18 protein-coding genes are annotated in these 24,956 nt (G+C 71.4%); 7 read left to right on the top strand and 11 right to left on the bottom strand.

Annotation, left to right across the window (positions count from 1 at the left end; genetic code table 11):
- Positions 1 to 51 precede the first annotated feature (51 nt).
- From AB0J90_RS04410 to AB0J90_RS04395, 4 genes are read right to left on the bottom strand one after another with little or no spacing between them, the layout of a single operon-like run.
- Positions 52 to 681 (bottom strand): FMN-binding protein, encoded by a 630-nt coding sequence (locus AB0J90_RS04410; protein WP_363592044.1) that lies wholly within the window; start codon positions 679 to 681, stop codon positions 52 to 54.
- A gap of 14 nt (positions 682 to 695) precedes the next feature.
- On the bottom strand, positions 696 to 2,231 hold the full coding sequence (locus AB0J90_RS04405; protein ID WP_363592042.1) for a ferredoxin reductase family protein: 1,536 nt from the start codon (positions 2,229 to 2,231) through the stop codon (positions 696 to 698).
- The gene (locus tag AB0J90_RS04400; protein WP_363592040.1) at positions 2,228 to 3,607 is read right to left on the bottom strand and encodes a DUF1501 domain-containing protein; all 1,380 of its coding nucleotides are present in this window, start codon (positions 3,605 to 3,607) and stop codon (positions 2,228 to 2,230) included. Before AB0J90_RS04400 ends, AB0J90_RS04405 begins: the two co-directional genes overlap by 4 nt.
- A 7-nt stretch (positions 3,608 to 3,614) precedes the next feature.
- Positions 3,615 to 5,798 (bottom strand): DUF1800 family protein, encoded by a 2,184-nt coding sequence (locus AB0J90_RS04395; protein ID WP_363592038.1) that lies wholly within the window; start codon positions 5,796 to 5,798, stop codon positions 3,615 to 3,617.
- A gap of 436 nt (positions 5,799 to 6,234) precedes the next feature.
- Between AB0J90_RS04395 and AB0J90_RS04390 the strand changes: the two genes are divergently transcribed.
- Entirely contained in the window at positions 6,235 to 6,492 is a 258-nt protein-coding gene (locus AB0J90_RS04390) for a DUF3040 domain-containing protein (RefSeq protein ID WP_326556555.1), read from the top strand.
- A gap of 104 nt (positions 6,493 to 6,596) precedes the next feature.
- Here AB0J90_RS04390 and AB0J90_RS04385 read toward each other — a convergent pair whose 3' ends face one another.
- Complete coding sequence (locus AB0J90_RS04385) at positions 6,597 to 7,568, bottom strand: SWIM zinc finger family protein (RefSeq protein ID WP_363592036.1); 972 nt, start codon at positions 7,566 to 7,568, stop codon at positions 6,597 to 6,599.
- A complete protein-coding gene (locus tag AB0J90_RS04380) occupies positions 7,565 to 10,648 on the bottom strand; it encodes a DEAD/DEAH box helicase (protein WP_363592034.1) in 3,084 nt (1,027 codons plus the stop codon). Before AB0J90_RS04380 ends, AB0J90_RS04385 begins: the two co-directional genes overlap by 4 nt.
- A gap of 191 nt (positions 10,649 to 10,839) precedes the next feature.
- Here AB0J90_RS04380 and AB0J90_RS04375 point away from each other — a divergent pair, with 191 nt between their 5' ends.
- From AB0J90_RS04375 to AB0J90_RS04365, 3 genes are all read left to right on the top strand, one after another.
- Positions 10,840 to 11,427 (top strand): alpha/beta hydrolase, encoded by a 588-nt coding sequence (locus AB0J90_RS04375; RefSeq protein ID WP_363592032.1) that lies wholly within the window; start codon positions 10,840 to 10,842, stop codon positions 11,425 to 11,427.
- A gap of 38 nt (positions 11,428 to 11,465) precedes the next feature.
- Positions 11,466 to 12,407 (top strand): GNAT family N-acetyltransferase, encoded by a 942-nt coding sequence (locus tag AB0J90_RS04370; RefSeq protein WP_363592030.1) that lies wholly within the window; start codon positions 11,466 to 11,468, stop codon positions 12,405 to 12,407.
- A 73-nt stretch (positions 12,408 to 12,480) separates the two neighbouring features.
- Positions 12,481 to 12,687, top strand: coding sequence for a hypothetical protein (locus tag AB0J90_RS04365; RefSeq protein WP_363592028.1), 207 nt, complete (start codon positions 12,481 to 12,483; stop codon positions 12,685 to 12,687).
- A gap of 29 nt (positions 12,688 to 12,716) precedes the next feature.
- On the opposite strand, the gene AB0J90_RS04360 is transcribed toward AB0J90_RS04365, so the two are convergent.
- Together AB0J90_RS04360 and AB0J90_RS04355 are read right to left on the bottom strand one after the other, a co-directional pair.
- Positions 12,717 to 13,835 carry a polysaccharide pyruvyl transferase family protein gene (locus AB0J90_RS04360; protein ID WP_363592026.1) on the bottom strand — a complete coding sequence of 373 codons (1,119 nt, stop codon included), beginning with the start codon at positions 13,833 to 13,835 and terminating at the stop codon, positions 12,717 to 12,719.
- An 87-nt stretch (positions 13,836 to 13,922) separates the two neighbouring features.
- On the bottom strand, positions 13,923 to 15,566 hold the full coding sequence (locus AB0J90_RS04355) for a glycoside hydrolase family 71/99-like protein (RefSeq protein WP_363592024.1): 1,644 nt from the start codon (positions 15,564 to 15,566) through the stop codon (positions 13,923 to 13,925).
- A gap of 220 nt (positions 15,567 to 15,786) precedes the next feature.
- Here AB0J90_RS04355 and AB0J90_RS04350 point away from each other — a divergent pair, with 220 nt between their 5' ends.
- Entirely contained in the window at positions 15,787 to 16,134 is a 348-nt protein-coding gene (locus tag AB0J90_RS04350) for a helix-turn-helix transcriptional regulator (RefSeq protein WP_363592022.1), read from the top strand.
- Positions 16,131 to 17,237, top strand: a complete 1,107-nt coding sequence (locus AB0J90_RS04345) for a hypothetical protein (protein ID WP_363592020.1) — start codon at positions 16,131 to 16,133, stop codon at positions 17,235 to 17,237. Before AB0J90_RS04350 ends, AB0J90_RS04345 begins: the two co-directional genes overlap by 4 nt.
- 97 nt (positions 17,238 to 17,334) lie before the next feature.
- On the opposite strand, the gene AB0J90_RS04340 is transcribed toward AB0J90_RS04345, so the two are convergent.
- Both AB0J90_RS04340 and AB0J90_RS04335 read right to left on the bottom strand, forming a co-directional pair.
- The gene (locus AB0J90_RS04340; RefSeq protein WP_363592018.1) at positions 17,335 to 18,294 is read right to left on the bottom strand and encodes a TIGR03885 family FMN-dependent LLM class oxidoreductase; all 960 of its coding nucleotides are present in this window, start codon (positions 18,292 to 18,294) and stop codon (positions 17,335 to 17,337) included.
- Between the two features lie 31 nt (positions 18,295 to 18,325).
- Positions 18,326 to 19,741, bottom strand: a complete 1,416-nt coding sequence (locus AB0J90_RS04335; RefSeq protein WP_363592016.1) for a BTAD domain-containing putative transcriptional regulator — start codon at positions 19,739 to 19,741, stop codon at positions 18,326 to 18,328.
- A gap of 175 nt (positions 19,742 to 19,916) precedes the next feature.
- Between AB0J90_RS04335 and AB0J90_RS04330 the strand changes: the two genes are divergently transcribed.
- Complete coding sequence (locus AB0J90_RS04330) at positions 19,917 to 20,450, top strand: hypothetical protein (protein WP_363592014.1); 534 nt, start codon at positions 19,917 to 19,919, stop codon at positions 20,448 to 20,450.
- A 57-nt stretch (positions 20,451 to 20,507) separates the two neighbouring features.
- Here AB0J90_RS04330 and eccCb read toward each other — a convergent pair whose 3' ends face one another.
- A complete protein-coding gene (eccCb, locus tag AB0J90_RS04325; RefSeq protein ID WP_363592012.1) occupies positions 20,508 to 24,956 on the bottom strand; it encodes a type VII secretion protein EccCb in 4,449 nt (1,482 codons plus the stop codon).

Raw genomic sequence — 24,956 nt, 5'->3', positions numbered from 1 at the left:
AACTCGACCCGGCGCAGCCCCGGCCTGGTCCGTACGCTGGTCACGCCGACCTCACATCTTGTCCAGGGCGGCCTGCAACGACCGCCGGTACGCCGAACTGGTCGCGGTCGCGCCGCTGACCGTGTCCGGCAGCCGGCCCTGGTTCGCCGCCGTGACCGCCTGCCCGCCCGTTCCGCTGTAGGCCCGGTCCACCCGGTCGCTGTTCCCCTCCGAGGTGGCCGTCTCGCCCGGCAGTTCCAGCGCGATGACGTTGGTGACCCGGTCGCCGGAGACGGTGATCTGCACCTGGACCAGGCCGAAGTCGGCCGCGGGCGTGACCGAACCGTCGATCTTGCGCGGCCCGCTGGCCGGCGGCGGCGCCTTGGTGGTGGTCGCTCCCCCACCGGTCGGCGCCTTCGACGTGGACTTGCCGGTCGGGGTCTTCGACGGGGACTTTCCGGGCGACCCGCTCGGCGCACCCGGCTTGCCCGGCGCGGCACCGGACGGGGTCGGTTGTGCACCGCCGCCGGCCGGGTCCGGGGTCGGCTCCGGCGGCGCGCCGGCACTCGGGTCGGTCGACGCGCCCGCCGTCCCGACCGGTACGTCCTGGGCGGTCGCGGTCGTCGCCGGCCCGCCCTTGAGCACCACCAGCAGGGTGGTGCTCGCGGCGAGGCCGGTGATGCCGAGAATGGCGCGACGCAACGGTGCAACCTCCGTCAGAGTTCGAACGTGGCCAGGTGGATCTGCCGGCGCGGCACCCCGGCACGGCGCAGCGCCTTCACCGACTCGCGGACCAGACCCGCCGGCCCGCAGAGGTAGACGTCCCGCTCGGTCACGTCGGGCACCAGCCGGCGCAGGCCACGGGCGGTGAAGATCTGCTGCGGACCGGGGTCGTCACGGGAACCGAGCACGTACCACATCTCGGTGCCACGGGCCTCGGCCAGCCAGTCCAGCTCGCGCCGGAGCAGCAGGTCGTCCGGGGTGCTGGCCCGGTAGATCAACGCGGCACCGGGCGGCAACTCCTCCAGCAGGGCCCGGATCGGCGAGATCCCGCTCCCCCCGGCGATCAGCAGCGACCGCTCCGCGACCCGGTGCGCGGCGGTGAACGTACCGGACGGGCCGGCGGCCCAGACCCGGGTGCCGGGACGCAGCCGCCGCAGTTCGGCGGTGTGCCCGCCGACCACCTTGACGGTCAGCCGCAGCCAGCGGCCGTTGCGCGCGGCGGAGAGCGAGAACGGGTGCGACTGCCACCAGCGCCCGGCGGACAGGAACCGCCAGCGGAAGAACTGGCCGGCGAGCACCTGCAACCGGTCGAGGTTCCGCCCGGTCAGGTAGATCGAGATGGTGTCCCGGCTCTCCGCCACCACGTCGGCGACCCGGAGTCGGTAGCGCAGGTTCAGCCACAGCGGGGCGATCACCCGACCCCAGAGCACGGCCGCGATGACCAGGACGTACACGGCTATCCAACCGGTCCGCACCGGTCCGGGCCGGAACAACTGCTGGCCGTACGTGAACTGGTGGCCGAAGCCGAGCAGCAGTACGGCGTAACTGCTCAGGTGCAGGTAGTACCAGAACTCGTACGGCAGCGCGTTGCGTACGAACCGGATGCCGGTGAAGCCGAGCAGCACGATGATGGCGGCGGCGCCGAACGCGGCGAGCATGTCCTCGTAGTCGCGCAGCAGCGTGGTCGCCTCGGCGAGCAGCGTCTTGCGTTCCAGGCCGGCGTAGCCGGCGAGGATCAGCCCGACGTGCGCCAGCACCGCGACGAACACGGTGCCGCCGATGTCGCGGTGCCACCGGCTGAGCTGCTCGGCACCGATCCACCGCTCCAGCGACCGCAGCCGGCTCATCAGCAGCACCTGCACCAGCAGCAGGTAACCGGCGATCAGGCCGCTGATCCGGCCGGCGGCGGTGAGGGCGGCGTGCTCGCTGTTCACCGCGCCGGGCTCGGTGTCCAACCACCACGGCACCACCGCGGCCAGCAGCCCCACCCAGAGCAGGAGTACGACCAGCCACCGGCCCACCGGCCCGCGCTGCTCCGGCACCTCGTTCGGTACGGCGGCAGGCGGGTCGGACCGCGCCGGCCGGGTCTGCTGCCCTCGGCGCTGCTCGGCGGATCGGCGCTGGTCGGCGTCCCGGGTGTCGTCGGTCCAGCGGGCGTCGTCGGCGTAGACGCGGACGTACGGCTGCTGGCCACCGTCCCGGGAGTAGTCCTCGGAACGGTGGCCAGTCGAGGTCGACCGGTTTGTCACGCGTACAGCTTGACCGGGGTGAATGTCTGACGGGGGAACATCTTCTTCACCTCGGCGTCGGTCAGGTTGAAGCGGCCCTGTGCCACCGACCCGTACACGTTGAACATGTTGTTGTACTCGGGCACGTCACCGCTGTCGAGCTTGTCCAGCCCGTTCCAGTTGCCGAGCAGCGAACTGGCCAGCTTCTTGCCGGACAGGATGGTGACCACGCCGCCGTGGCCGTGGTCGGTGCCGCCGCTGTTCGAGGCGACCCGGCGACCGAACTCGCTGCTGACCATGATCGTGACGTCGGCGGCCAGCGGTCCGAGGTCGGTGAAGAACGCCGCCATGCCCTTGGCCAGCTCGCCCAGCCGGTTGTGTAGCTGGCCGCCCTTGGCCGTGCCCTGGTTCTCGTGGGTGTCGTAGCCGCCCATGCCGATGGTCGCCACGCGTACGTTGGCGCCGCCCTTGATGAGCTGGGCCAGGGTACGGAACGAGTTGCCGACGCCGGTGTACTCGGCCCCCTCGGCCGGGGTGTACGGCTTCGCGGCGAGCTGCTGCGCGGTCTTCAGCGCGCCCAGCCCGGCGATCACCGACTCCTCCACCGGGTGGTTGATCCCGGTGAAGAGGCCCTGGATGGCCCTGGCGGTGGCGTCCTTGAACCGGCCGTCGCCGTTGAAGCCGAGCGAGCCGACGTTGTTCAGCGACAGCGCGCCGTTGTTGCCGACCAGCGAGCGCGGCAGCGTGCTGCCGACGCCGACGCTGCGGAACGCGGTACCCGGCCCAAGGGCGTCGACCAGGCTGTCCAGCCAGCCCCGGCCACCGGTCTCGTTCGGCAGGCCACCGAGGTTGCAGGCGTCCGCGGCCTGGAAGTGGCTGCGCGACACCCGCGGGTCGGAGGCGGCCGGCACGAAACCGAGCTGACCGGCGTCGAGGAACTTCTGCAACGGCGCGAACGCACTGGTCAGCTTGAAGCCTCGGTCCAGGGCGAGCGAGTCGGTGCCGAGCAGCAGGTCGGGCCGGGCCTTGCTGAGCACCGGGTCGTTGTCCGGTGCGACCAGGCTCAGCCCGTCCAGCCCGCCGTAGAGGAAGACGTGGATCAGCGTGCCGCCGGGGGTGGCGGCGAACGATGCCTGGGTCGACACGAACTGGGTGGTGGCCAGGGCGGTCACCGTGGCGGCGGCACCGGCGACGAACGTACGGCGGGTGACGCCGCGCCCGTCCTGCTGGGCCTCTTCCACTTCGGACAGGTTGAGGAACTGCTCGCGTACGGCGGCGTTCTCGGCCGTCACCGCGGCGTGCTCGGCGCGCAGCACGGCCTCGGTCCGGTTCGGGGCGAGACGCCGCAGGTCGGGGCAGTCGGGGTGCAGGGGGTACGAGTGCACAGTCTTCTCCACTGTTAGCTCACCGGAGGTGGTGCTGGGGGGAGGCGAGAAGCGCCCGCGCGATGGCGGTGATCGCGCCGTTGAACGTGGCGTCGACCTTCGCGTCGGCGGTCACCCCGGCGATGCCGAGAATCAGGGACTTTTCCTTGTCCGTCAGCTTCTGGTGCACCAGCCGCAGCGACAGGGCGTCGAGGTAGGCGCCCGCGGTGGCCGGCGGGGCCGCCACCAGCTTGTCCGGCTTGGTGTAGGAGAAGACCTTCCGGTTGCCGTTGATCACGTCGTGGGCTTCGTTCCAGCCGTTGACCATGGTCCCGGCGGAGGTCCAGGCGACGTAGACGTCCGGGTAGCCGTTCGGGGTGGAGAGGCCGGCGGGGAACTGGCCCAGCTCCTCCATCTTGTTCTTGATCTGGTTCAGCCCGTCGGCGAACGGGGTGCGCTTAAGGTCGGCCCGCTTCTGGTAGTCCGGCGACGGGTCCGGCTGCATGCCGAGCACCCGGTACGTGGCGACCAGGTACTCCATCGGGCGGCGTACCTTCTGGCCGACCGCGCCCCAGAACTCGGTGGAGCTGAACAGCGTCATCAGGGTCGGCTTGATCGCACCCTTGTTGGCCGTGTACGTCTTGGCCAGCCGCTCGACCAGGGACTTCGGCGGGGTGTCCGAGACGAACCGGGTGGCCAGGCTCTGCGCGATGTAGTTCGCGGTCGAGGGGTGCAGGGCGAGGTGCTTCAGGTACGCCTTGATCACCGCCTCGCCGCCCTCGGCGGAGTTGTTGTCGCTGTTGAAGCCGAGGATGCTGACCTTGCCGACGTAGTGCCGGTTGGCGCGGTAGACGTACTCGTCCTTGTCGACGCCGAGACCGGTCTGGAGCATCGCGGCCTGCCGTACGTCCATCTCGGTGTAGCCGCCGTCGACGCCGACCGAGTACAGCTCCAGGTTCTCCCGGGCCAGGTTCTCGTTGATCGCGTCCTTGTGCGACTCGTTCTGGTTCAGGTAGACGATCAGCGCGGGGTGGGTGTTGGCGGCGATCAGCATGTCCGCGTAGTTGCCCAGCGCGTGCTTGCGGATGACGTCCCGGTCGAACGTCGACCGGGTGATGTCACCGCCGTCGAAGTACGCGGCGACGTGCAGGAAGTCGTTCCAGAAGTCGACCATGACCTCGAAGAGCTGCCGGTCGGACCAGATCTGGCGGGCGACCGACGCCCAGACGAACTCGTGGTCGGAGTTGTCGACGTCCTTGACCGTCTCGCGGCGTTCCCGGAGCTGCTTGATCGACATGTTCAGGGTGGGCAGCTCGGAGAGCTTCAGCTCGGCCTTGGTCGGCGCGATCTTCTCCGGTTCGAGCTGCCAGCGCAGCCACTCGTCGATACCCATGGTCTTGATCTCGGCGAGCACCTTGGGGGTGGCGCCGAAGGTGGCCCGGGTGGCGAGGTGCCGGATCGGGTCCTTGGCCAGCACCGTCTTGACCGTGACCTCGGTCGCGGCCGCTGCGGAGGCCGGGCCGGCGAGGGTACGACCGCTGGCCGGCGCGTTCTTCTTCAGTTCCGCGCCGGCACGGGAGCCCATGTAGCTCTCGTTCTGCTCGGTGTAGGTACGCACCGTGCTCGGCTGCTGTCCGCTGGGGCGGTCGGCGGTGCCGTCGGTGATCGCGGCCGCGGTCGCGTTGCCGTTGCCGCCGCCGAACGGGGTGTTGCCAAGGATCTTGTCGCCGAGTTCGGTGCCGCGCGAGGCCATCGCGATCGCACCGGCACCGGCCACCACCGCGGCCGCACCGGTCAGCGCGACCAGCGCCCGGCGACGCCCGACGTTGCGCTTGCCCGGTTCACCGTCGTCGTCCAGGTCGGGAAGCTGCGACGGATCGGCGTACGGGTCGCGGCCCTGCGGCTCCAGCCCCTCCGGACCGACCCACTGCGGACCGCGGTGGGCGGTGCCACCCGCCCGGTGCTGCTGGGTCCACTGGTCCACGTACTGGTCGGGGTGCTGCTGTCCGCGCTGCGGGTGACCCGGCTGGGGGTAACCGGGGTATTGCTGGTGACCCGCCGACTGCGGGTAGCGCGCGTCCGGGTACGCGTCGGATCCGGGGGCCGGGCGGCCGTACGCGGACTGGCCGGGCGCGGCCCGGTATCCGTCGGCGCCGGGCTGGGGTCGACCGTCCCAAGGGCTGTCGTCACGCGATCGGCGTGGTGGCACATTCTGGTCAGCCATGTACCAATCCGTCTGCTGAGGCGCGCCGGATTCAGCCGCGTGAACGGCAGGGGCGGTGATCCGGCGGCGGTTACTAAGGGGGTTGCTACGGCAAAGTAACCAAGGCGCCGATCCGCTTCAAGGTCGCCGAAACCGCCCTCCAGCAGCGACTTAAGCAACCCTGAAGGGGAATCACCGGCGCGCGGTTTCGACCGGGGCGCACGGCAACGGCCGCCAGCAGCACCGATGTCACCGGGCCGGCGCTTACGGTGGGGTGCGTAACCTGCGCGTAGCACGGACGGGGATTCGGCGGTAAAGACAAACTTAAGGTGGGAATAAGTAAAACCTGCGTCAATCCGAGCGCTGGAACGCAGGCGATCCGGAGCGGGAGTGAGAGCGGCCACGGATCGGGTATCCCCGCCCCGGACAGTTGACGCGTGAGGGGAAGGCTGCCGCCATGCTCAGCAAAGAGGATCAGCGTCGGTTCGACGAGATCACCCGCCAGCTGAGAATCAGCGACCCGGACTTCGTCGCCCGGCTCAGTGATCGTGCCCAGCATCGCCGGGGCAGACTTCTGCTCCTGTTGACCGTCGTGCTCTGGAGCGCCGTACCGGCCGTGGTTGTCATCGGCGGTTGGTTGGCGGCCGTGATAGCGCCGGTCGTGCTCGCCGCCGCCAGCGTGCTGGCCTGGCGGGTCCGCCGGTTGCACCATTGACCCGGCGTCACCCGTGCCAGCTCGCGATGCACCCGGCCGGACCGGGTTGGGAAGGGCCCCTTCCACATCGGATTCCGATGACCAGGGTCCCTTCCTCGCCGGGGTCACGGTGCGGGCTCACCGAAGCGGTCGTACGCCCGCCGTAGCCGCTCGACCAGCCCGGGGCCGCCGATCGGGGCACCCGGGGCGCCGAGTTGGCGCAGCAGCAGGTCGGGTTCGGTGGCCAGGATCGGCACCGGATCCGGCAGCGGAACCGGTGATTGCCAGTAGCGGGCGACCGCCGCGGCCGGTACGAGGTCGGGCAGGTCGGCCAGGGCCAGTCCGGCTCCGGCGACCGGCACCGCACCCGCCGGCCGTTCCAGTCCGGGCAGCGGCTCGGCCGGCACCGGGTCGGCGTGCTCGTCGGACGGGCCACCCGGCTCGACGGACGGCTGTGCGGCACGCAGTTCGCGTAGCCGGTCGAGCAGTTCGGCCCGGGTACGCCCACGCCAGTGCAGCAACTGGAACGGGTCCGCGTCGAACGCCTCGGCGAGCAGGTAGAACGAGGCGGCGAGGTGCTTGCACGGCACGGCGAAGTCCGGGCAGTTGCAGCGCATCGTCAGGTCGTCGATCACGCTCGGGAATAGCGGCGCGTCCGCCTCGGCGAACACCCGTTCCAGTTCCGGTGGCAGGTCGCCGGCCAGCAGTTGGGCGCTGAACAGCGCCTGACCGGCGAGCACCGTCTCGATCCGGGTCCACACCGGCTCCGGGTACGGGTGCAGCCGCACCGTCACCTGGTACGGCTTCGGCCGGGAGCCCTGCACCACCGCCGTCACCAGCCCGGGCGTGACCTCCAGCGACAGCACCTGCCCGGCGCGGGCGTACGACCGGCCACGGGTGAGCCTGGTGCCGAGCGCGAACGACTCCAGTACGTCGACGAACCGTCGGGACCACCAGGACGCGCCGATCGAGCCCCTGGCCGTACGCGCCCGCAGCCCGCCGTCGACCTTGCGCGGCCGCCCGTAGTCGGCGAACCGTCCGGCGCGGGCTCTACTGTCCGGCTCGCGCCCGCCGGCCTCACCGCTCTGCTCGGTCATTCGGCCACCGCCCCGGCTTCCAGGGCGAACAGGCCGCGCAGCTCGGAGGTGGACAGCTCGGTCACCCACTGCTCGCCGGTACCGACGATCTTCGCGGCCAGACCGCGCTTCTCGTTGATCATCGCAGCGATCTTCTCCTCGACCGTGCCGGCGCAGACGAACTTGCGTACCTGCACCGCGCGGCGCTGGCCGATCCGGAACGCCCGGTCGGTGGCCTGGTCCTCGACCGCCGGGTTCCACCACCGGTCCACGTGCACCACGTGGTTGGCTGCGGTGAGGGTCAACCCGGTCCCGCCGGCCTTGATCGACAGTACGAACAGCGGCGGGCCGTCGTCGGACTGGAACCGGGTCACCAGGGTGTCCCGTTCGGCCTTGCCGATGCCGCCGTGCAGGTAGAGCACCTCCCGGCCGAGCCGGGCCGAGAGCTGCGCCCGGAGCATGTTGCCGAACTCGGCGTACTGGGTGAACAGCAGGGCCTTCTCCCCCGCCGCCAGCACCTCGTCCACGATCTCCTCCAGCCGGGCGAGCTTGCCCGACCGGCCGGTCAGCGCGGAACCGTCGCGCAGCAGTTGCGCCGGGTGGTTGCAGACCTGCTTGAGCTTGGTCATCGTGGCCAGCACCAGGCCCCGCCGCTCGATCCCCGTACTGGACTCGATCTTGGCCATCATGTCGTCGACCACCGCCTGGTAGAGCGAGCCCTGTTCGGCGGTGAGGTTGCAGAGCACCTCCATCTCCAGCTTCTCCGGCAGGTCCGAGATGATCGACTTGTCGGTCTTGGTGCGGCGTAACACGAACGGGCCGGTGAACCGGCGCAACCGCTGGGCCGCGTCGTCGTCGCCGTGCCGCTCGATCGGCACCGCGTACCGCTTGCGGAACGCCGAGGCGGTGCCGAGCAGGCCGGGATTGGCGAACTCCATGATCGACCACAGGTCGGCGAGCCGGTTCTCCACCGGCGTACCGGTGACCGCGATCCGGTGCCGGGCGGGCAGCGCGCGGACCGCGGCGGCCTGCCGGGTCGCCGCGTTCTTGATCGCCTGCGCCTCGTCCACCACCAGCCGGTGCCAGTCGACCTCGGCCAGCGCCGCCGCGTCCCGGGCCGCGACCGAGTAGGTGGTCAGGACCAGGTCCGCGGCGCGCACCGCCGCGGTGAACGTCTCGCCGCGCGCCCGCTCGGCACCGTGATGCACGTGTACGCGCAACTCCGGCGCGAACTTCGCCGCCTCCCGCTGCCAGTTGCCGACCAGCGACATCGGGCAGACCAGCAGCGTCGGCCCGTCGGTCGGCCCGTCCCCGGCGAGCAACGCCAGCAACTGCACGGTCTTGCCCAGCCCCATGTCGTCGGCGAGCACCCCGCCGAGGCCGAGCGACTGGAGGAACACCAACCAGGCCAAACCCCGCTTCTGGTACGGCCGCAGCGTGCCCCGGAACCCCTCCGGCTCGTCGCGCGGGGTCAGGTGCCGCTCGGCCTGCCCGGCGAGCAGGTCACCGAGCGGCCCGTCGGCGCCGACCGTCAGCACCGGCAGCGCGTCCGGCTCGTCGGCGCTCTCCAACCCCAGGCGCAGCAGGTCGGCGACGGTCAACTCACCGCTGTCCCGGAGCAGCCGGAGCCCTGCCGCCAGCCGGCGGGCGTCCAGCTCGACCCACTGCCCGCGCAGGCGTACCAGCGGGGTCTTGAGCTTGGCCAGGTCGCGCAGTTCCCGGCCGGACAGCGGCTGGTCGCCGAGGGCAAGCTCCCACTTGTAGTCGACCAGCGCGTCCAGGCCGAGCGAGCTGCGCGCGGCGACGGTGCCCGGCGCGGTCCGGCTCTTCGCCTGCAACCTGGCACCGAGCCGGGCGCTGGGCCGGGACCACCACGACGGCAGCAGCACCCCGAAGCCGGCCGCGTGCAGCACCGGGGCCCCGTCGCGCAGGAACCGGTGCGCCCCCTCGGTGTCCAGCTCCAAACCGTCCGGCGCGGCCGTACGCAGCGCGTCGGTCAGCTCCGGCCAGAGCCGGCTGGCTCGGCCCAACTCCGCCAGCAACGTCTCCTGTGGCGCGTCGAGGTGCCGGGCCAGCGCCCGCAGGCCGCCCCGGGACTGCCAGATCCGGTCCGCACCGACCACCAGGCTCGGCTCGTCGGCCGACTGGAGCGCGAACTCGACCCGCCAGCCGCCGCCCGCGTCCACCTCGATACCGACCCCGTCCACCGGCTCGGCAGTTATCTCGTCCGGGTCCGGCGGCGGCGGCTCGACCAGCCGGAAGCAGGCGCGTACGGGACTGCCGGCGGCGTCGCGCTGCCACTGGTCGAGTTCCGTGGTCAGGGTGCCGAACGCGTCGGGTGCGATGTCGAACCGGCGCTGCCGCCCGGTGAGTGCCCGCAACCAGGCCCGTACGCCCACCGACACACCGGTGGCACGCGAGTCGATCAGGCGTACGCCCTCCAGCGCGGTACGGGCGGCGGCGTCGGTGAGCGTGTCCAGGGCGTCGGCGACGAGCACGGCAACGGAAACGTCGGGTTCGGCCGCCCGCGCCGCCGGGGGCAGCGCCATCGCCAGTGCCGGTACCCGGGCCGCGTCCGCCCCGGTGAGCAGCGGACGCCAGACGGCGGTGGCCGTGCCGTCACCGTCGGTGCCGATGAGTACGCCGGGCAGGGTGCGGCCCCGGCTGACCAGGTCGGCGGCGAACCCGGCCAGTTCCTCGACCAGCCGCAGCGTGCCGCCCCGGACCACGGTCGGGTCGTCGGCCAGGGCCAGCAGCACCGGCAGGGCGTGGTCGGCGTCGTACTCCAGGGTCGGCACCCGCCAACCGGCCAGGGTGAGGCTCCCGCGAACCGGCTCGGCACCGTCGGCCCGGACCAGTTCCGGCGAGTCGACCGGCAGGCCGGCGCGGGTCGGCAGGGTGAGCAGCGCGGTGCTGGTCGCGGCCTTCGCGGCAACCTCGTCGAGCACCTCGGCCAGCACGGCGTGACCGGCGGCGAACGGATGCGCCCGCTCCCTCGGTGGCCGACCCGACCGCCGCCCCTCCGGCGCGACCAGGGTCGAGTCCTCTCCCCAGAGCGCCAGCCGCCCACCGCGCAGCCAAAGCCCGTGGATCACCCGCAAGGAAGGGCCCCCTCCCGTCGTTTTCGGTGCAGGAAGGTCCCTTCCTAACACCCCAGGCTAGTCAGCCGGCGGACCCACCCCGACGGACGGACGGTCCGGTGTAACCCGCCTCTCCGCCGGGCCTGTCCACCGGACCCCAGCCGGCCGGCTTCGCCCCCCAGCGCCGGCACCGCCCGGCTAGCCTCGGCCGGGTGACCGAGTCGACGAACCAGCGCAACGCCGTCCTCATCCCCGGCGGCGGCTACGGGCTGCAGGCGCCCCTGCTGATGTACGCCGCGGACGCGGTGGAGGCCCGCGGCGCCCGCCAGCATCCGATCTCCTGGAACGGTGAGCCGAGGCAGGTGCCGCCGGACGAGCGCTTCGACTGGGTCGGCGCACACGTGTCACCGGTGCTGGACACATTGCCCGCCGAGGCGGCCGGCGGCCCACCGCTGCTGATCGGCAAGTCGCTCGGCACGTACGCCGCACCGCTCGCCGCCGACCGGGGGCTGCCCGCGATCTGGCTCACCCCGCTGCTCACCGTCGAGCCGGTCGCCGCGCAACTGCGTCGGGCCACCGCGCCGGCCCTGCTGATCGGGGGCACCGCCGACCCGGCATGGGACGGCGCGCTCGCCCGTCAGCTCTCGCCGTACGTGCTGGAGGTGCCCGACGCCGACCACGCGATGTTCGTGCCCGGTCCGCTGGCCGGCTCGGCGGCGGTGCTCGGCCGGGTCGCCACCGCGATCGAGGAGTGGCTCGACAACGTGGTGTGGCGTACGCCGGTCGCCGCCCGAAATTGACGCGCGTTCCGACTGGTTCGTCCGTACCGTGCGAGCACATGAGTGTTACGAGCCGCGAATTCCGCCTGGACAGCCCGACCGCCGAGGCCGACTCCGAGGCCGCTGCGGCGGTGTTGCGCGCCGCGTTGCCGTACCTCGTGGTGACGCCACGGGCGCTGCGTTGGCAGGTGGAGAACGCGCCCGAGACCCAGCACCATCGGCTGCTGCTGGCCGAGGCGGACGGGCAGCTCCTGGGCTGTGCCCGGACCGGGATCTACTACGACAGCAGCGAGCCCGGTCAGGCGTACCTGAACATCTACGTCCACCCGGAGCGGCGGGGCCGGGGCGCCGGCCGTGCGCTGCTGGCCGCCGGTGAGGCGTACGTGACCGGGCTCGACGCCCGGGCCAACTTCTGCTGGTCGCTGGATGACGAGCGGTCGATGGCGTTCGCCGAGCGCAACGGCTACCGGCGGGGCCGTTCGGCGCATTTCCAGCGGCTGGCGCTCGGCGACGGCACGCTGCCGCCGATGCCGCCCTGCCCGCCCGACGTCGAGGTACGCACCGGCGCCAGCTTCGGCGACGACCTGCACGGTATCTGGGTGGCCGACAACGAGGCGGCCCTGGACGAGCCGGACGACCTGGACGTCGAGCCGACCAGCTACGACCTGTGGTTGAGCCAGTATTGGATGCATCCGGAGCACGACCGGGAACTCACCTCCGTGGTGACCGTGGACGGTGAGGTGGCCGCGTTCAGCCTCGCCATCACCGATGGCGGCAGCCGCTACATGTCCGGCATGGCCGGCACCCGGCGCGTCCACCGACGGCGGGGCCTGGCGAAGCTGGCGAAGTCCGCCTCGCTGCACCGGGCCCGCGCGGCCGGCTACACCGAGGCGTTCACCAACAACGACAGCGGCAACGAACCGATGCTCGCGATCAACAAATGGTTCGGCTACCAGGAGTGCGCGACCGAGGTGCGCTGGATCCGCGACCTGACCGGCTGAGGCCGCGCCGCGCGGCCCGATGGGACCGGGGCGATCCGCTGCGGGGCACGCCGGCCGGCGGTTAGATGGTGGCATGGGAGCGACGGCACAGGTACCGCTGGAGGGCGGGGCGGCCGACGGTGGCGTGGTCACCGTCGAGTTGGACGCGCACGGTCGCCCGCCGCTGGTCCACCCGCACCTCGGCGACGGCGGCCTGGCCAAGGCCGAGATGTACGAGCTGGAGTCGGTGCTGGACGACGGCCCACCCTGGGTCTACCGCTGGCGCGGCCCGGCATCCTGAGCCCCCGTCACCGGCCGGCGTGGAACGTGTCAGAGGCCCTTCAGCAGCGGGGTGACGAGTTCACTGGTGAGGTGGGCCTGCGCGCGTACCTCGGCGACCCGGCGCGCGGTGTCCGCGGCCCGCGCCTGCCGCTCGTCCCAGAGCTGGTCGACCTCGGCCAGCAGCGGCCCCTCGACCTCGCGGGCCAGCCCGCTGAGCGCCGGCACACCGATCCGCTGGGCAAAGTCGAAGACCTTTCCCGCGTACGGCAACGGCAGGAACGGTACGCCGGACATGGCGGCGAAAATCAGGAAGTGCAGCCGCATCCCGACAGCCATGTCGAAATGCGACATCAGCCCCAGTAGTTGCCGGGGCGAGTAGTCGCCGTGCAGGATGCGACCCCGGTCCGGGGCGGTCATGTGCGACAGCACCCCGTGCGAGTGCTTGATGTCGTCGCGCTCCATCGGGACGAACAGCACGTTCGCCTCCAGCCGCCGGACCAGGAAGTCGCCGATCTGGGCCAGCAGCCGGTGGTAACCGTCCACGTCCAGCCGGGAGGCGGCCCGCCCCGGCTCGCGCACGCTCATGCCGACCAGCCGGCGGCCGGGACGTACGCCCTCGCGGCGCAGCCACTCCACCGGGAACTCCTCGGGTTGCAGCAGGAAGGCGGGGTCGGCGGTGACCGTGATCGGGCTGTTCACCCCGATGCCCTCGAGCACCAACTGCGACTCGTCGTCGCGTACGGTCACCCCGACCGCCCCGTCCAGGCTCTGTTGCACCATCGAGCAGTCGGTCGAGTCGGTCAACGGCCCCGCACCCACCGCGTACGTGAACACCGGTAGGCCCCGCTCCTGGGCGGCCAGGACCAGCCGCAGGTAACGCCGGGCCTCGCTGTCGTAGAGGATCCCGCCACCGCCGAGGATCAGCAGGTCGAGGCGGGCGACGGTGGCCGCCGAGTCGGCCCGCCTGATCCCGTCCCAGGCCGCCGGCTCGACACCCGGATGGGCGTGGCTGGTGTGCTCGGGGTTACGGGAGAAGACGATGATCCGGGCGTCCGGGCGGGCGGCGCGCACGTCACCGAGGATGCCGGTGAGGATCGCCTCGTCGCCCAGGTTGCGGCCGCCGTACGACCCGATCACGCCGATGGTCGGTCCGTCAGCCTCCGACATCTCCACCCACCCTCCGGTGCTGGAGTGCGGCGTACCCGCTGCGCCGCTCTCCATGCCTGTCCGGGGGGTGGGCGTCCGGCCTGCGGGTCAGACGGTGATCAGGTCGAACTGTTCCCAGCCACCGATCGCGGTCCGGTTGGCGACCAGCGGCGCAGTCCCGCCGCCCTCGGCGCAGACGTAGCTGTTGTTGACCCGGGCGAGCAGGCTGACGCTGCCGTTCGGGTTCTGCACCAGGGCGAACGCCTCCCACGGCCCGGCCGCCGTACGGTTCGCGAGCAGCGGGCCGTTGCCCGCGTCCTCGGCGGTGACCAGCTTGCCGTTGGCCCGGCAGCGCAGGGCGACACCGCCGTCGCCGAGGTCCACCCGGTCGAACTGTTCGGCCGCACCCGCGGCGGAGGCGTTCGCGGTCAGGGGCGAGTCGCCACCGGCACCGGCCGAGACGAAGAGGTTGTTGGCCCGCGAGCGCAGGGTGATCCCGGTGCCGACGACCGGGCCACCGGCCACCGGCGGGGTGGGTCGGGTGGCGGTCAGCGCCAACTGCTTCTTGAGCATCCGGCCACCGTCGGCGGTGAGCCGCAGGTAGTAGTCGGAGGAGCACACGGTGCCGTCCTCGTCGAGCGAGGGCATGGTGATCCCGACCGGCACCATCGAGGCGTTCTCGGCGTTCTTGGCGATGTGGTTGCCCTCGCCGTACTCGTCGAACATGGAGATGTAGATGCCCTGGGCGCCGACCCGGACCATGTTGTAGAACTGCCGCCACATGAAGTCGCCGTGGGCGCGCTGGCCCTCGGTCAGGTCGCCGGGGAGCACACACGGCTGGTAGTCGATCCCGTGCGCGTCACAGTCGGCCTGGTCGGCCTGGTTGACGTTGGCGTAGAACCGGTCCGAGTCGGCGGTGTTGCCGATCCGCCCGACCATCCACGGCGAGAGCATGTGGAAGGCGCGGTAGACGTCACCGAAGCCGGGCCGGGAGTCCTCGTTGCCGGAGCGCCAGTGCGTCGGCACCCCGCCGATGACGTAGCAGCCCTGGGACTTGAACCAGTTGACCACGTCGAGGCAGGCCGCCGCGCCGAACGGGCGACCGGGGTCGTTGAAGCCGAAGCCCCAGACGCAGACGACGGGCTTGCCGTTCTGTCGCGCGTACGCCGACGATCCGGTGTGGACGGACATCTTCGCGGTCCAGTCGGCCTTGATCTCCGACTGCATGTTCGTCCAGTTCGTGACGTCGTACATGATGTAGAACTTGCGCCCGGTGCGTTCCGCCGCGCTGCGGACCTTGGCCGCCATGGCGTCGCGGGTCGGCCCCTCGGAACTGTTCGGGTTGAAGCGTTGCAGGGCCGCGGTGTCGCAGCCGTACTGCTGCATCCACTTGAAGTGGGTGTCGACGGTCTGCTGGTCGTACGAGGAGAAGAGGGTCGCCGGCTGCCCGTTGCCGAAGTTCGGGTACGCGGTCCGGTACACGTTCGTGTACTCCCGCATGTCCGGCCAGCCTTTGATCACGTTGTTGCTCGGCGACGGCGACTGGGACCAGTTCTCGCTCCAGTGCCACCAGCCGTTGATCGGCGCCCCGTCACCCGCGCAGGCGAACCAGCCCTGGTAGCCGACGGTGATCTTCCCGACGACGTCACCCGGTCCGCTGGCCGCCGACGCCGGTCCGGCCAGGTACGCCGAGCCCCCGAGGCCGGCTCCCACCAGCGCGGAGGCGAGGACCGAGCGTCGTGAGATGCCCATGGAACTCCCTTGGATGATGCGGCGTCACCCGGCAGCGGATGCGGGTCGACCGCGACGGGTGCGATAGCTGTCGCAGGGAAGAACCTAAAGACGGCCGCCCGGTGCATCAACACTAAAAAGCCGCAGTTAAGGCAAATTTGAAGTTACTTCACTCTTCGCGCTCCCCCGATCTCGGATTCAAGGGGCCTGTATATACCGTTCCTCGGTATATGCTGATGCTATGAGTAGTCCACCACTCACGGAACCGACGTTCCTGATCCTCACCGCGCTGGCCGATACACCACAGCACGGCTACGGCGTCATCGGCGACGTCCTGGAGATCTCGGACGGCCGGGTGAAGCTGCGCGCCGGCACCCTCTACGCCGTACTCGACCGGCTCCGGACCGAGGGCCTGATCGAGGTCGAGCGCGAGGAGGTGGTGCAGTCCCGGCTGCGTCGCTACTACCGCCTCACCGCCGTGGGCGCGCAGCGGCTCGCCGAGGAAGCCGCCCGTCTGCGGCACAACGCGAACACGGCCGGCAACCGGCTGCGCCGTCGTGACCTGCTCGCCGAGGGAGGCGTCGGATGACCGGCCGGGACCTGGAGAGCCGCTACCGGAGACTGCTGGCCGTCTACCCCTGGGAGCACCGCCGCCGCTACGAGGACGAGATGCTCGGCGTGCTGCTGGAGGACGCCCTACCCGGCCAACGGCAGCCCGGCATCGGCGACACCGTCAACCTGGTCGTCGCCGGGTTGCGGGCCCGGCTGGGTTGGACCGCCCGCGGGCTGACCGACCGGGCCTGGTCCGACGCGGCGGCCGTCACCGGCCTGCTGGCCGCTCTCACCCTTGTCGCCGTGAACGGCCACGCGGTGATATCGAACATCCCGCCGGCACCGGGACCGGAGCACTACCCGTTCGGCGGCGACGGAATCGGCGCGCTCGACTGGTTGCCGCTCGGCACCTGGGCGGTGGTCTGCCTCGCCCTGCTGGCGGGACTGCGCCGGCCGGCGATCGTCCTCGTCTGGGCGGCACTGCTCACCGACATCGCCCTGCTTCCGTCGCAGTACGGCTCCAACCCCATTCCGGCGGTCAGCGGCCTGTGGCAACTCGTACTCGGGCTGGTCGCCGCCGTCGCGGTCACCGTACGGGCGCCGCGCCGCCGCGCACTCGCACTGCTCGGCACCCGACGACTGCTGACCATCGTGCTGGCCCTGGCGACGGTCGACGCGGTCTTCCTGATCAACCGGCTCGCCAGCGACAGCATCGGCGCGAACGGCTCGGTGTTCTACGTGTTCCACCTGCACGACAACAAGGTGCCGCGGCGCAATCTCGAACTGACCTCCGGTTCCGATGCTCAGGTCATGTTCTACCTGGCGTTTCTCGCCGCAGCCGTGCTGGCGCTGCTGGCCGCGCTGACCACCATGGACGGGCCCGTACGCCGGCGGATCGCGGTCCTGCTCGCACCGGTCGTCGCGCTGGTGGTGCTGGTGGAGCAGACCTTCGACGGGTGGGCGGTGTCCAACATGAACATGGGCCACCCGATCTACCTGGTGGCAGCCCAGTGGGCGGCACTCGCCGCGGTCCCCCTGCTGACGCTGGTGATCGCCCTGCTCCTGCTGACACGACGCGAGCACACCCTACGAATGGTCGCCCTAGGCCGCACCGCCGACCGCAACCAACCCACCCCCTAACCCCCATCCCCTGGCCGGCCCTCTCGTAGAGAATGAGGGGCAATCGCGCGCCGAATTGCGCCTGATTCTCTACAAGAGGGCTGCCCTGCGGGCGGGGTCAGGTGAGGGCGGGGAGGATTTGGGTGGCGAAGGTGTCCAGAAAGTCGCGTTGGTCCTGGCCTACGTGGTGTAGGTAGATCTCGTCGAAGCCCAGGTCGGCGTACTCGTGTAGCCACTGGGTGTGGCGGGCGGGGTCGTTCGAGATCAGTACGTGCTCGCGCATGTCGTCGGGGCGGACGTACGCGGTGGCGCGGGCGAACTCCGCCGGCATGGCCAGGTCCCAGGCCACGTCACTGCCGAGGATCCCGGTACGCCACTGCTCGTGCGCGATCCGCAGCGCTTTCTCCTCGTCCCTGTCCCAGCACAGGTGCACCTGCAACTTGATCGGCTTGCCCGCACCGCCGCCCTCGCGGTACGCCTCGACCACCGGTCGGAGCTGTTCCACCGGCCGGTTGACGGTGATCAGGCCGTCCGCCCAGGAGCCGACCCAGCGGGCGGTCTCCGGGCTGACCGCCGCACCGAAGATCGGCGGCGGTGACGCCGGACGGGTCCAGAGTTTCGCCCGGTCGACGGTGACCAGGCCCCGGTGGCTGACCGACTCGCCCGCGAACAGCGCCCGCATGACCTGTACCGATTCGAGCAGCCGGGCATTGCGCTCGTCCTTGGCCGGCCAGCGTTCCCCGGTGATGTGCTCGTTGACCAGTTCGCCGCTGCCGACCGCCATCCAGAACCGGTCCGGGAACATCTCGGCCAGGGTCGCGGCGGCCTGGGCGATGATCGCCGGGTGGTACCGCTGGCCCGGTGCGTTGACCACACCGAACGGCAGGTCGGTGGTGGCGAGTGCGGCGCCCAGCCAGGACCACGCGAACCCGGACTCGCCCTGTTCCGGGCCGAACGGGGCGAAGTGGTCCGAGCACATCGCCCGGCTGAATCCGGCCTGTTGCGCCGCCTGCACCTGGCGCAGCAGCTCGCTCGGCGGAAGCTGCTCGTGCGATGCGTGGAACCCGTACGTGGTCACCAGGACCTCCCGGCCGTCGCGGTCGACTTCGTCACCAACCAGGTGCCCACTTCGCGGAGGTCCCGAAACCCGAGCGGCTGCCGTTCCCGGTTTGCGCCGGTTGACAGGGGACGGTCGGCACCGACGGGCCGCAGGCCGCGAGGCTGCACCAGCGGCGCAGACCGGTCTCGTCGAGGAACAGCCAGCCGCAGCGGGGGTCGGGGCACACCCGGATGGTGAGCCGGCGCGGATCGGCCAACAGTTCGGCCGCGCTCCACGCGACCGCGTACAGCGGTGATCGCAGGCCGGCGGTGCCGGCGGGCCGCCACCGGCCGACGCCGTCCACGTCGCGTGCGAAGACGAGCGTCTTCGCGGCGGCCTCCGCGGACCGCGCCACCGCGTCGAACGCGCGCCGGTCGGCCGGGTCGGTCAGACAGGCATACAACCGGGTACGCAGTGCGCGAACCTCGTCGAGCACAGCTTGCGCCGTGGCGGCATCACGCCGGGCGAGTTCGACCAGTCGGGTCACCTCGACGTCGTCGAGCAGTCCCACGTACCCGCCCCAGACCGCTAGGGTGCGGTAACCGCGCAGCCATTCCGAGCCGGGCAGCGGCGGTTCCTGTCCCCAACCGGCGAAGGTGTTGCAGAACTCCAGCGCCGGATGCCCGCCCACGTTCCACGGCAGGGTCTCGTCACGCACCCGCACCTCGTACGCGGGCCGACCGGGCCGGTCGAGTCGGCGGTCGTCGAGCAGGATCCGTTGGTGCACCTCCCGCAGCTTCGGTCCCGGTTCGACCCCGAGGTCGTCCACCAGGCGCTGCCGGGTGGTCCGGTAGAGCAGCAGCGCGTCGGCCTGACGGGAGGCCCGGTACAGCGCGGTCATCAGGGTGGCGACGAGTTGCTCCCGGGTCGGGAACCGGCTGACCAGCGGGGTCAGGTCACCGACCACCACGCTGTGCCGGCCCAGGGCGAGCTGCGCCTGGGCCCGTGACTCGATGCCGGTCAGCCGCAGTTCCTCGATCGGGCCGTGCAGCCGTTCCCGGAGTTCGTCGTCGGCGGTGTCGGCGAGCAGCGGTCCGCGCCACAGGGCCAGCGCCCGGTCGAGCAGCCGTACGCGTTCGCCGGGATCGGTGGTCGCACCGGCCAGGGCGGTGAGCTGGGTGAACTCCGCCACGTCGACGTGGTGCCCCTCCGCCTCGACCAGGTAGCCGTCCCCGCGTGTGAGGATCCGTACCCCGTACGGCGTCAGCGACGCCCGGAGCCGACCGATGTACGTGTGCACGGCGCTGCGGAGCGACTCCGGCGGGCGGCCGTTCCAGAGCAGGTCGATGAGCCGGTCGGTGCTGACCAGGCGACCCACGTCGAGCAGCAGTACGGCAAGGATGCACCGTTCCTGGCGACGGCTGCCGACCTCGACGGCCTGTCCGTCGTGGCGTGCTTCGAAGGGGCCGAGCAGTCGGAATTCCATACCAACACTGAGTGTCTGGCCTCCGGTAACGGTTGCCGCCCCGGTCAGCCGGCGGTGAGTCCCGGTACCGCGGGCGGCCGGCAGGGTCGTGCCGGCGCCGCTGGACGGTCAGGACCTGGTGAGCGGGGCGGGCAATGCTGATCCGGTCATGCTTGCGGACAGGACTGGAGTGACCATGCGTCTGAGATCGATCATCGGAGCGATCGCGGCGGCCCTGCTGGTGGCGACCGTGCCCGCCACGGCATCCGCCGCGCCGGCCGGCACCGCGGGCGGCTGGCACGGCGGCTGGGTGCCGGCCCCGCAGGAGGCGTTCGAGATGCCCGCCGGGGCGCGCTGTGACTTCGCCGTACGGGTGCAGCCGGTGGTGGACGAGGTCCGCAAGCTGGTGCTGGCCGAGTATCCGGACGGCTCGGCCAAGCGGGAGTTGTACACGGGCGCCCTGATCAACGAGATCACGAACTTGGAGACCGGGGCGACCAGCACGGCGGACGCGAGCGGCACCTCGCTGGTCGACTACGCCACGGACGGCTCGATGACCTGGTACGTCACCGGCCCGGTGCTGCTCGGCTTCCGCGAGAACGCCGGCTCCCTGCCGCGTGGCCTGTGGATCGTCGACGGGGTGTTCAGGGTCGAGTTCACGCCGACGTTCGACAAGACCATCACGATGGTGCACGGCACCACACACGACGTCTGCACCGACGTGGACTGACCCGGGTCGGGACGGCCTCCGGTGCCCGGTACGGCAACGGGGGCCGCCGACGCCGGCTCAGGGTTCGGCGAGTGCGGTCTGCACGACCTGTACGCCGTCGCGGCGCCGGACCAGGGTGCCCCGGCCCGGTGGCAGCGGCGTCGGCCGGATCGAGTTGAACACCGGCCCCTCCTCGCGGTTGCCCGACATCAGCAGTCCTGGGCTGTCCAGTTCGCGCAGGCGTTGCAGGACCGACTCGAACTGGGCCCGCGCCACCCCGGCGACCCGGCGGGCCAGGATCAGGTGCAGGCCGATGTCGCGGGCCTGCGGGAGCAGGTCGAGCAGGGCCGCCAACGGGTTGCCGCCGCCGGTAGCGACCAGGTCGTAGTCGTCGACCAGCAGGTACAGTTCCGGTCCCTGCCACCAGGTCCGGTGCCGAAGCTGCGCCGGGGTGACCTCTGGTCCCGGCAGCCGTTCCTGCATCACCGAGCGGACCTGGCCCAGCACCTCGCTGAATGCCTGGTTGGACGCGGCGTAGCCGATCAGGTGTTCACCCTCGATGGCCCGGAGCAGGCTGCGCCGGTAGTCGGCGATGACGATCCGCGCCTCGGCCGGGGTGTGGCGGGCCACGATCGTACGGGCGATGTGGCGCAGCAGGTTGGACTTGCCGCACTCGGCGTCGCCGAAGACCAGCAGGTGCGGGTCGACCGAGGGTTCGAGGTACACCGGGGCGAGGGCGGCCTCGTTGACCCCGATCGGCAGCCCCGGCCGGTCCGGGTCGACGATCGTGGCCAGTTCGGCGGCGGTGAGCGTACGGGGAAGCAGCCGTACGCTCGGCGCGGGTTGACCCGGCCAGCACTCGCGGACCCGGCGGGCCAGTGCCGTGGTCGCCTCGGCCTGGTCCCGGTAGGTCAGTCCGCTGCCGCCGATGCGGGGTGCGGCGGCGACGAAGTGCCGCTTGTCGGCGGTCAGGCCCCGACCGGGTCCGTGACCGGAGACGTTCCGCGCCGCCCGGCGGTCGATCTCGGACTCGGTCGGGTCGGCGAGACGCAACTCCAGCCGGATGCCGAGCAGATCACGCAGTGCCGGTCGGATCTCCGTCCACCGGACCGCGGTGAGGATGACGTGCACCCCGACACCCGGCCCCCGGGCGGCGAGGGTGGTGATCGCCTCCTCCAGTTCCTCGTAGTCCTGGCGCAGCGCGCTCCAGCCGTCGGCCACGACGAACAGGTCGCCGAACGGGTCCTCGGGGAACTCACCGGCCGCCCGCCGGTCGCGGTAGGCAGCGACGGAGTCGATGCCCAACTGGCCGAACCGTGCCTCGCGCTCGTCGACGATGTTCTCGACCTCGGCGACGGTACGGCGTACGGCCTCGGGCTCGCGGCGGGTGGCGAGGCCGGACAGGTGCGGCAGGCTCGCCAGGTTGGCCAGCGAGCCACCACCGAAGTCGAGGCAGAAGAACTGCACCTCGCGTGGGGTGTGGGTGAGCGCGAGCGCGGCGATGATCGAGGCGACCAGGGTGCTCTTGCCGCTGCGGGCCGCGCCGACGACGGCGACGTTGCTTTGCTGGCCGGCGCCGAAGTGCAGCAGCAGCGGGTCCTGGCGCTGCTCGCCGGGCAGGTCGACGATGCCCACCGGCACGGTCAGCAGGTCACGTTTCGCCGCGATCAGGCCGTAAACCGGGTCTTCGACCAGGTCCATGAGCGTGTCGAGGCCGGGCGGGTCGCCGAGCGGCGGCAGCCAGATCGGGCGGGCGGGTGTCCCGGTGCCGCGCAGCCGCGAGATCACCACGTCGAGCACGGTGCTGTCGCCCAGTTCGCGGTCCCCGGCCAGTTGCGGCGGCACGTGGGCGAGGTAGGGGCCGGAGACGTACCCGGCCCGGAAGCGGGTCAGTTCCGGGCCGACCTTGAGGTAGCCGTGTCCGGGGGTGGTGGGCAGTTCGGACGCGTCGGCGACGCCGAGCACGGCTCGGGACTCCGCGGCGGAGAAGGTGCGCAACCCGATCCGGTACGACAGGTGGCTCTCCAGGCCCCGCAGCCGGCCCTCCTCGATCCGCTGGCTGGCCAGCAGCAGGTGTACGCCGAGACTGCGTCCGATCCGTCCGATCAGGAGGAACACGTCGGCGAAGTCCGGCTTGGCGGTGAGCAGTTCGGAGAACTCCTCGCAGATGACCAGCAGGGTGGGCATCGGGGGCAGGGTCGGGCGGCTCTGCCGGGCCCGTTCGTACTCCCACCGGCCGCCCAGGTTGCCGGCTCCGCGCAGCACCTCCTGCCGGCGTTGAAGCTCGCTCTGCAACGCCTCGACCGCCCGCTCGACCAGCGACAGGTCGTCGGCGAGGTGGGTGATGACCGCGGCGGTGTGCGGGAGTTGGGCCAGTGGGCCGAAGGTGGCCCCGCCCTTGTAGTCGATCAGTACGAAGTTCAGCTCGTCCGGTGTGTGCCGCATCGCCAGCGCCGTGACCAGCGTACGGAGCAGTTCGCTCTTGCCGGAGCCGGTCGCGCCGACGAGCAGGCCGTGCGGGCCGTCGCCGCCCTGCGCGGCCTCCTTGATGTCGAGGTGCAGTGGTTCGCCGTCTTCGTCGATGCCGATCGGCACCCGCAGGTATTCGGCCCCGACCGGGGTGGCGGCCCCGCTGAACTCCAGCAGCGCGGCGTAGTTCGGCACCCCGAGCACGGTCAGCACCTCGCTCGGCGGCGGAACCGTCTCCGGCGTCCGCACCGTCTGCACCGGGGTCGTCAGGTCGCCCGGGTCGGTCTGCGGCACCACGATGGTCCGTGGTTGGCCGCCGTCCTCACCCCACGGGGGCAGGCCGCCGATGGTCCCTCCCGGCGGTCCGTCGCCGCCCGGCCCCTGCGGCTGCCACGCCTCCGCGATCGTCGCCACCAGCAGCGCCGCGCCGTCCGGTGCGCCGTCCACCGGCTCGGTGTCGACGTCGACCTCGCTCGGGGCCAGGTCGGGCAGGGCGATGCGGAAGGTCTGCCGGCCGTGGATGGCCCAGCCGGGCAGGTTCGGCAGGCGACCGGCGTGGTCCGGGTTGACCAGTGACTCGTGCGGCTGGGTCAGCCGGGTCTCGATCCGCGACTGGGGCAGTTCGAGCAGTTCCTCGGGGATGGTCCGCCAGCTCCGGTCGAGTACGGCGACGTGCATGCCGTACCCGAGGCCCTTGTTGGCGAGGTCGATGACCCTCGGTGCGAAGTCGTGGATCAGCGTGGCGAAGTCCTGCCAGCGGTCGACCACGAGGAAGACGTCCGGGTACGGTCCGGAGCCCAGCATTGCCCGCTTGGCGCGCAGGCTGGTCGGTGATTCCAGCTCGTGGTCGCGGAACAGTTGCTTGCGCCGCAGTACGTCCTGTTCGAGCTGGTCGAGCAGCTTGCGGACCTCGCCCACCTCGTCGTCGCCGACGACCGCCCGTACGTGTGGCAGCCGGCGCATCGGGCCGAGCCAGTTGCCGCCGGATTCGAGGCAGTAGAACGCCACCTCGGTGTCGGTGTGGGTGAGCGCGAGCCCGCCGATGATGGTGCGCAGCAGGGTGGTCTTGCCGGTGCCGGCGCGGCCGACGAGCAGCAGGTGTCCCTCGGTGGCGGCGAGGTCGAGCCAGACGGGTTCGCCGGCCGGTTGGTCGATCCGCTGGGCCTGCCCGATCGGCACCTTGAGCAGGCCGCGGCGGCGCCATTCGGTGGCGCAGAGGCGTACGTCGTCGCTGGGTTCGAGCGGGCCGAGCAGGTCACCGAGGCGGATTTCCCGCTGGTCGCGGTGGCGGCGCTGGCGGTGGTGGCCGTCCCGGGACAGGGCGATGTGGATTTCGTCGCTGGCCCGGCCGAACTGGCACGGTGACTGGTTGGGCGCCCGCCGGGGCAGCTCCATCCGCACGTACCGCCAGAGGTCTTCGGGGGTGATCCGCCCGATGCCGGTGATGTCGGCGGCGCCGGTGCTCAGTCCCTGGATGATCGTCTCGGTGAACGCGGACCGCAGCCGTGGGGTGATCTCGGTGGCGGGGCGGCCGTCGTCGGCCCGCTCGACGGAGTTGGTGGCGGTGATGACGTAGCGCCCGTAGCCGGCGCTCAGCTCACCGTCGATCGGCAGGTCGTCGGTGGACTTGAGGCCCTGGCCGTCGAAGGCGCCGCTGTAGCAGCAGTCGAGCAGGATGACCGAGCTGGCCGCGTCGGATTCGTCGAGCAGTTCGCGGACGAAGGAGGCGGAGATGGCGGTGGACGACAGCGCGTCGAGTTCGGTGTTCGCCACCGCCAGGTAGAGCCGGCCACGTTTGTTGCTGCGGATGCCGTGGCCGGAAAAGTAGAGCAGGATCAGGTCCTCCGGCCCGGCCGTACGCAGCATCGACTCGATCGCCCGCTCGACCGCGCTCTTGGACTCGTTCTCCAGCAGTACGGTGTGGTCGAACGCGCCGACGTCGACGTCCGCCAGCAGGCTGGACAGGTCGCGGGCCTCCTCGCGCGGCGCGTAGAGGTCGGACAGCGACTCGTCGATGTACCGGTCGTTGGCGATCAGCAGGGCGAGGCGGCGTCCCAT

The organism is Micromonospora sp. NPDC049523 (assembly GCF_040676775.1).
In the GTDB taxonomy this organism is placed as follows: domain Bacteria; phylum Actinomycetota; class Actinomycetes; order Mycobacteriales; family Micromonosporaceae; genus Micromonospora_G.
This window is presented reverse-complemented; position numbering and strand designations above follow the sequence as displayed.

Bases quoted from the DNA above. Each gene is read 5' to 3' on its own strand.
- AB0J90_RS04395 (WP_363592038.1), bottom strand. From the start codon at position 5,798: ATGGCTGACCAGAATGTGCCACCACGCCGATCGCGTGACGACAGCCCT.
- AB0J90_RS04390 (WP_326556555.1), top strand. From the start codon at position 6,235: ATGCTCAGCAAAGAGGATCAGCGTCGGTTCGACGAGATCACCCGCCAG.
- AB0J90_RS04385 (WP_363592036.1), bottom strand. From the start codon at position 7,568: ATGACCGAGCAGAGCGGTGAGGCCGGCGGGCGCGAGCCGGACAGTAGA.
- AB0J90_RS04370 (WP_363592030.1), top strand. From the start codon at position 11,466: ATGAGTGTTACGAGCCGCGAATTCCGCCTGGACAGCCCGACCGCCGAG.
- AB0J90_RS04365 (WP_363592028.1), top strand. From the start codon at position 12,481: ATGGGAGCGACGGCACAGGTACCGCTGGAGGGCGGGGCGGCCGACGGT.
- AB0J90_RS04360 (WP_363592026.1), bottom strand. From the start codon at position 13,835: ATGTCGGAGGCTGACGGACCGACCATCGGCGTGATCGGGTCGTACGGC.
- AB0J90_RS04355 (WP_363592024.1), bottom strand. From the start codon at position 15,566: ATGGGCATCTCACGACGCTCGGTCCTCGCCTCCGCGCTGGTGGGAGCC.
- AB0J90_RS04350 (WP_363592022.1), top strand. From the start codon at position 15,787: ATGAGTAGTCCACCACTCACGGAACCGACGTTCCTGATCCTCACCGCG.
- AB0J90_RS04345 (WP_363592020.1), top strand. From the start codon at position 16,131: ATGACCGGCCGGGACCTGGAGAGCCGCTACCGGAGACTGCTGGCCGTC.
- AB0J90_RS04335 (WP_363592016.1), bottom strand. From the start codon at position 19,741: ATGGAATTCCGACTGCTCGGCCCCTTCGAAGCACGCCACGACGGACAG.
- AB0J90_RS04330 (WP_363592014.1), top strand. From the start codon at position 19,917: ATGCGTCTGAGATCGATCATCGGAGCGATCGCGGCGGCCCTGCTGGTG.
- eccCb (WP_363592012.1), bottom strand. From the start codon at position 24,956: ATGGGACGCCGCCTCGCCCTGCTGATCGCCAACGACCGGTACATCGAC.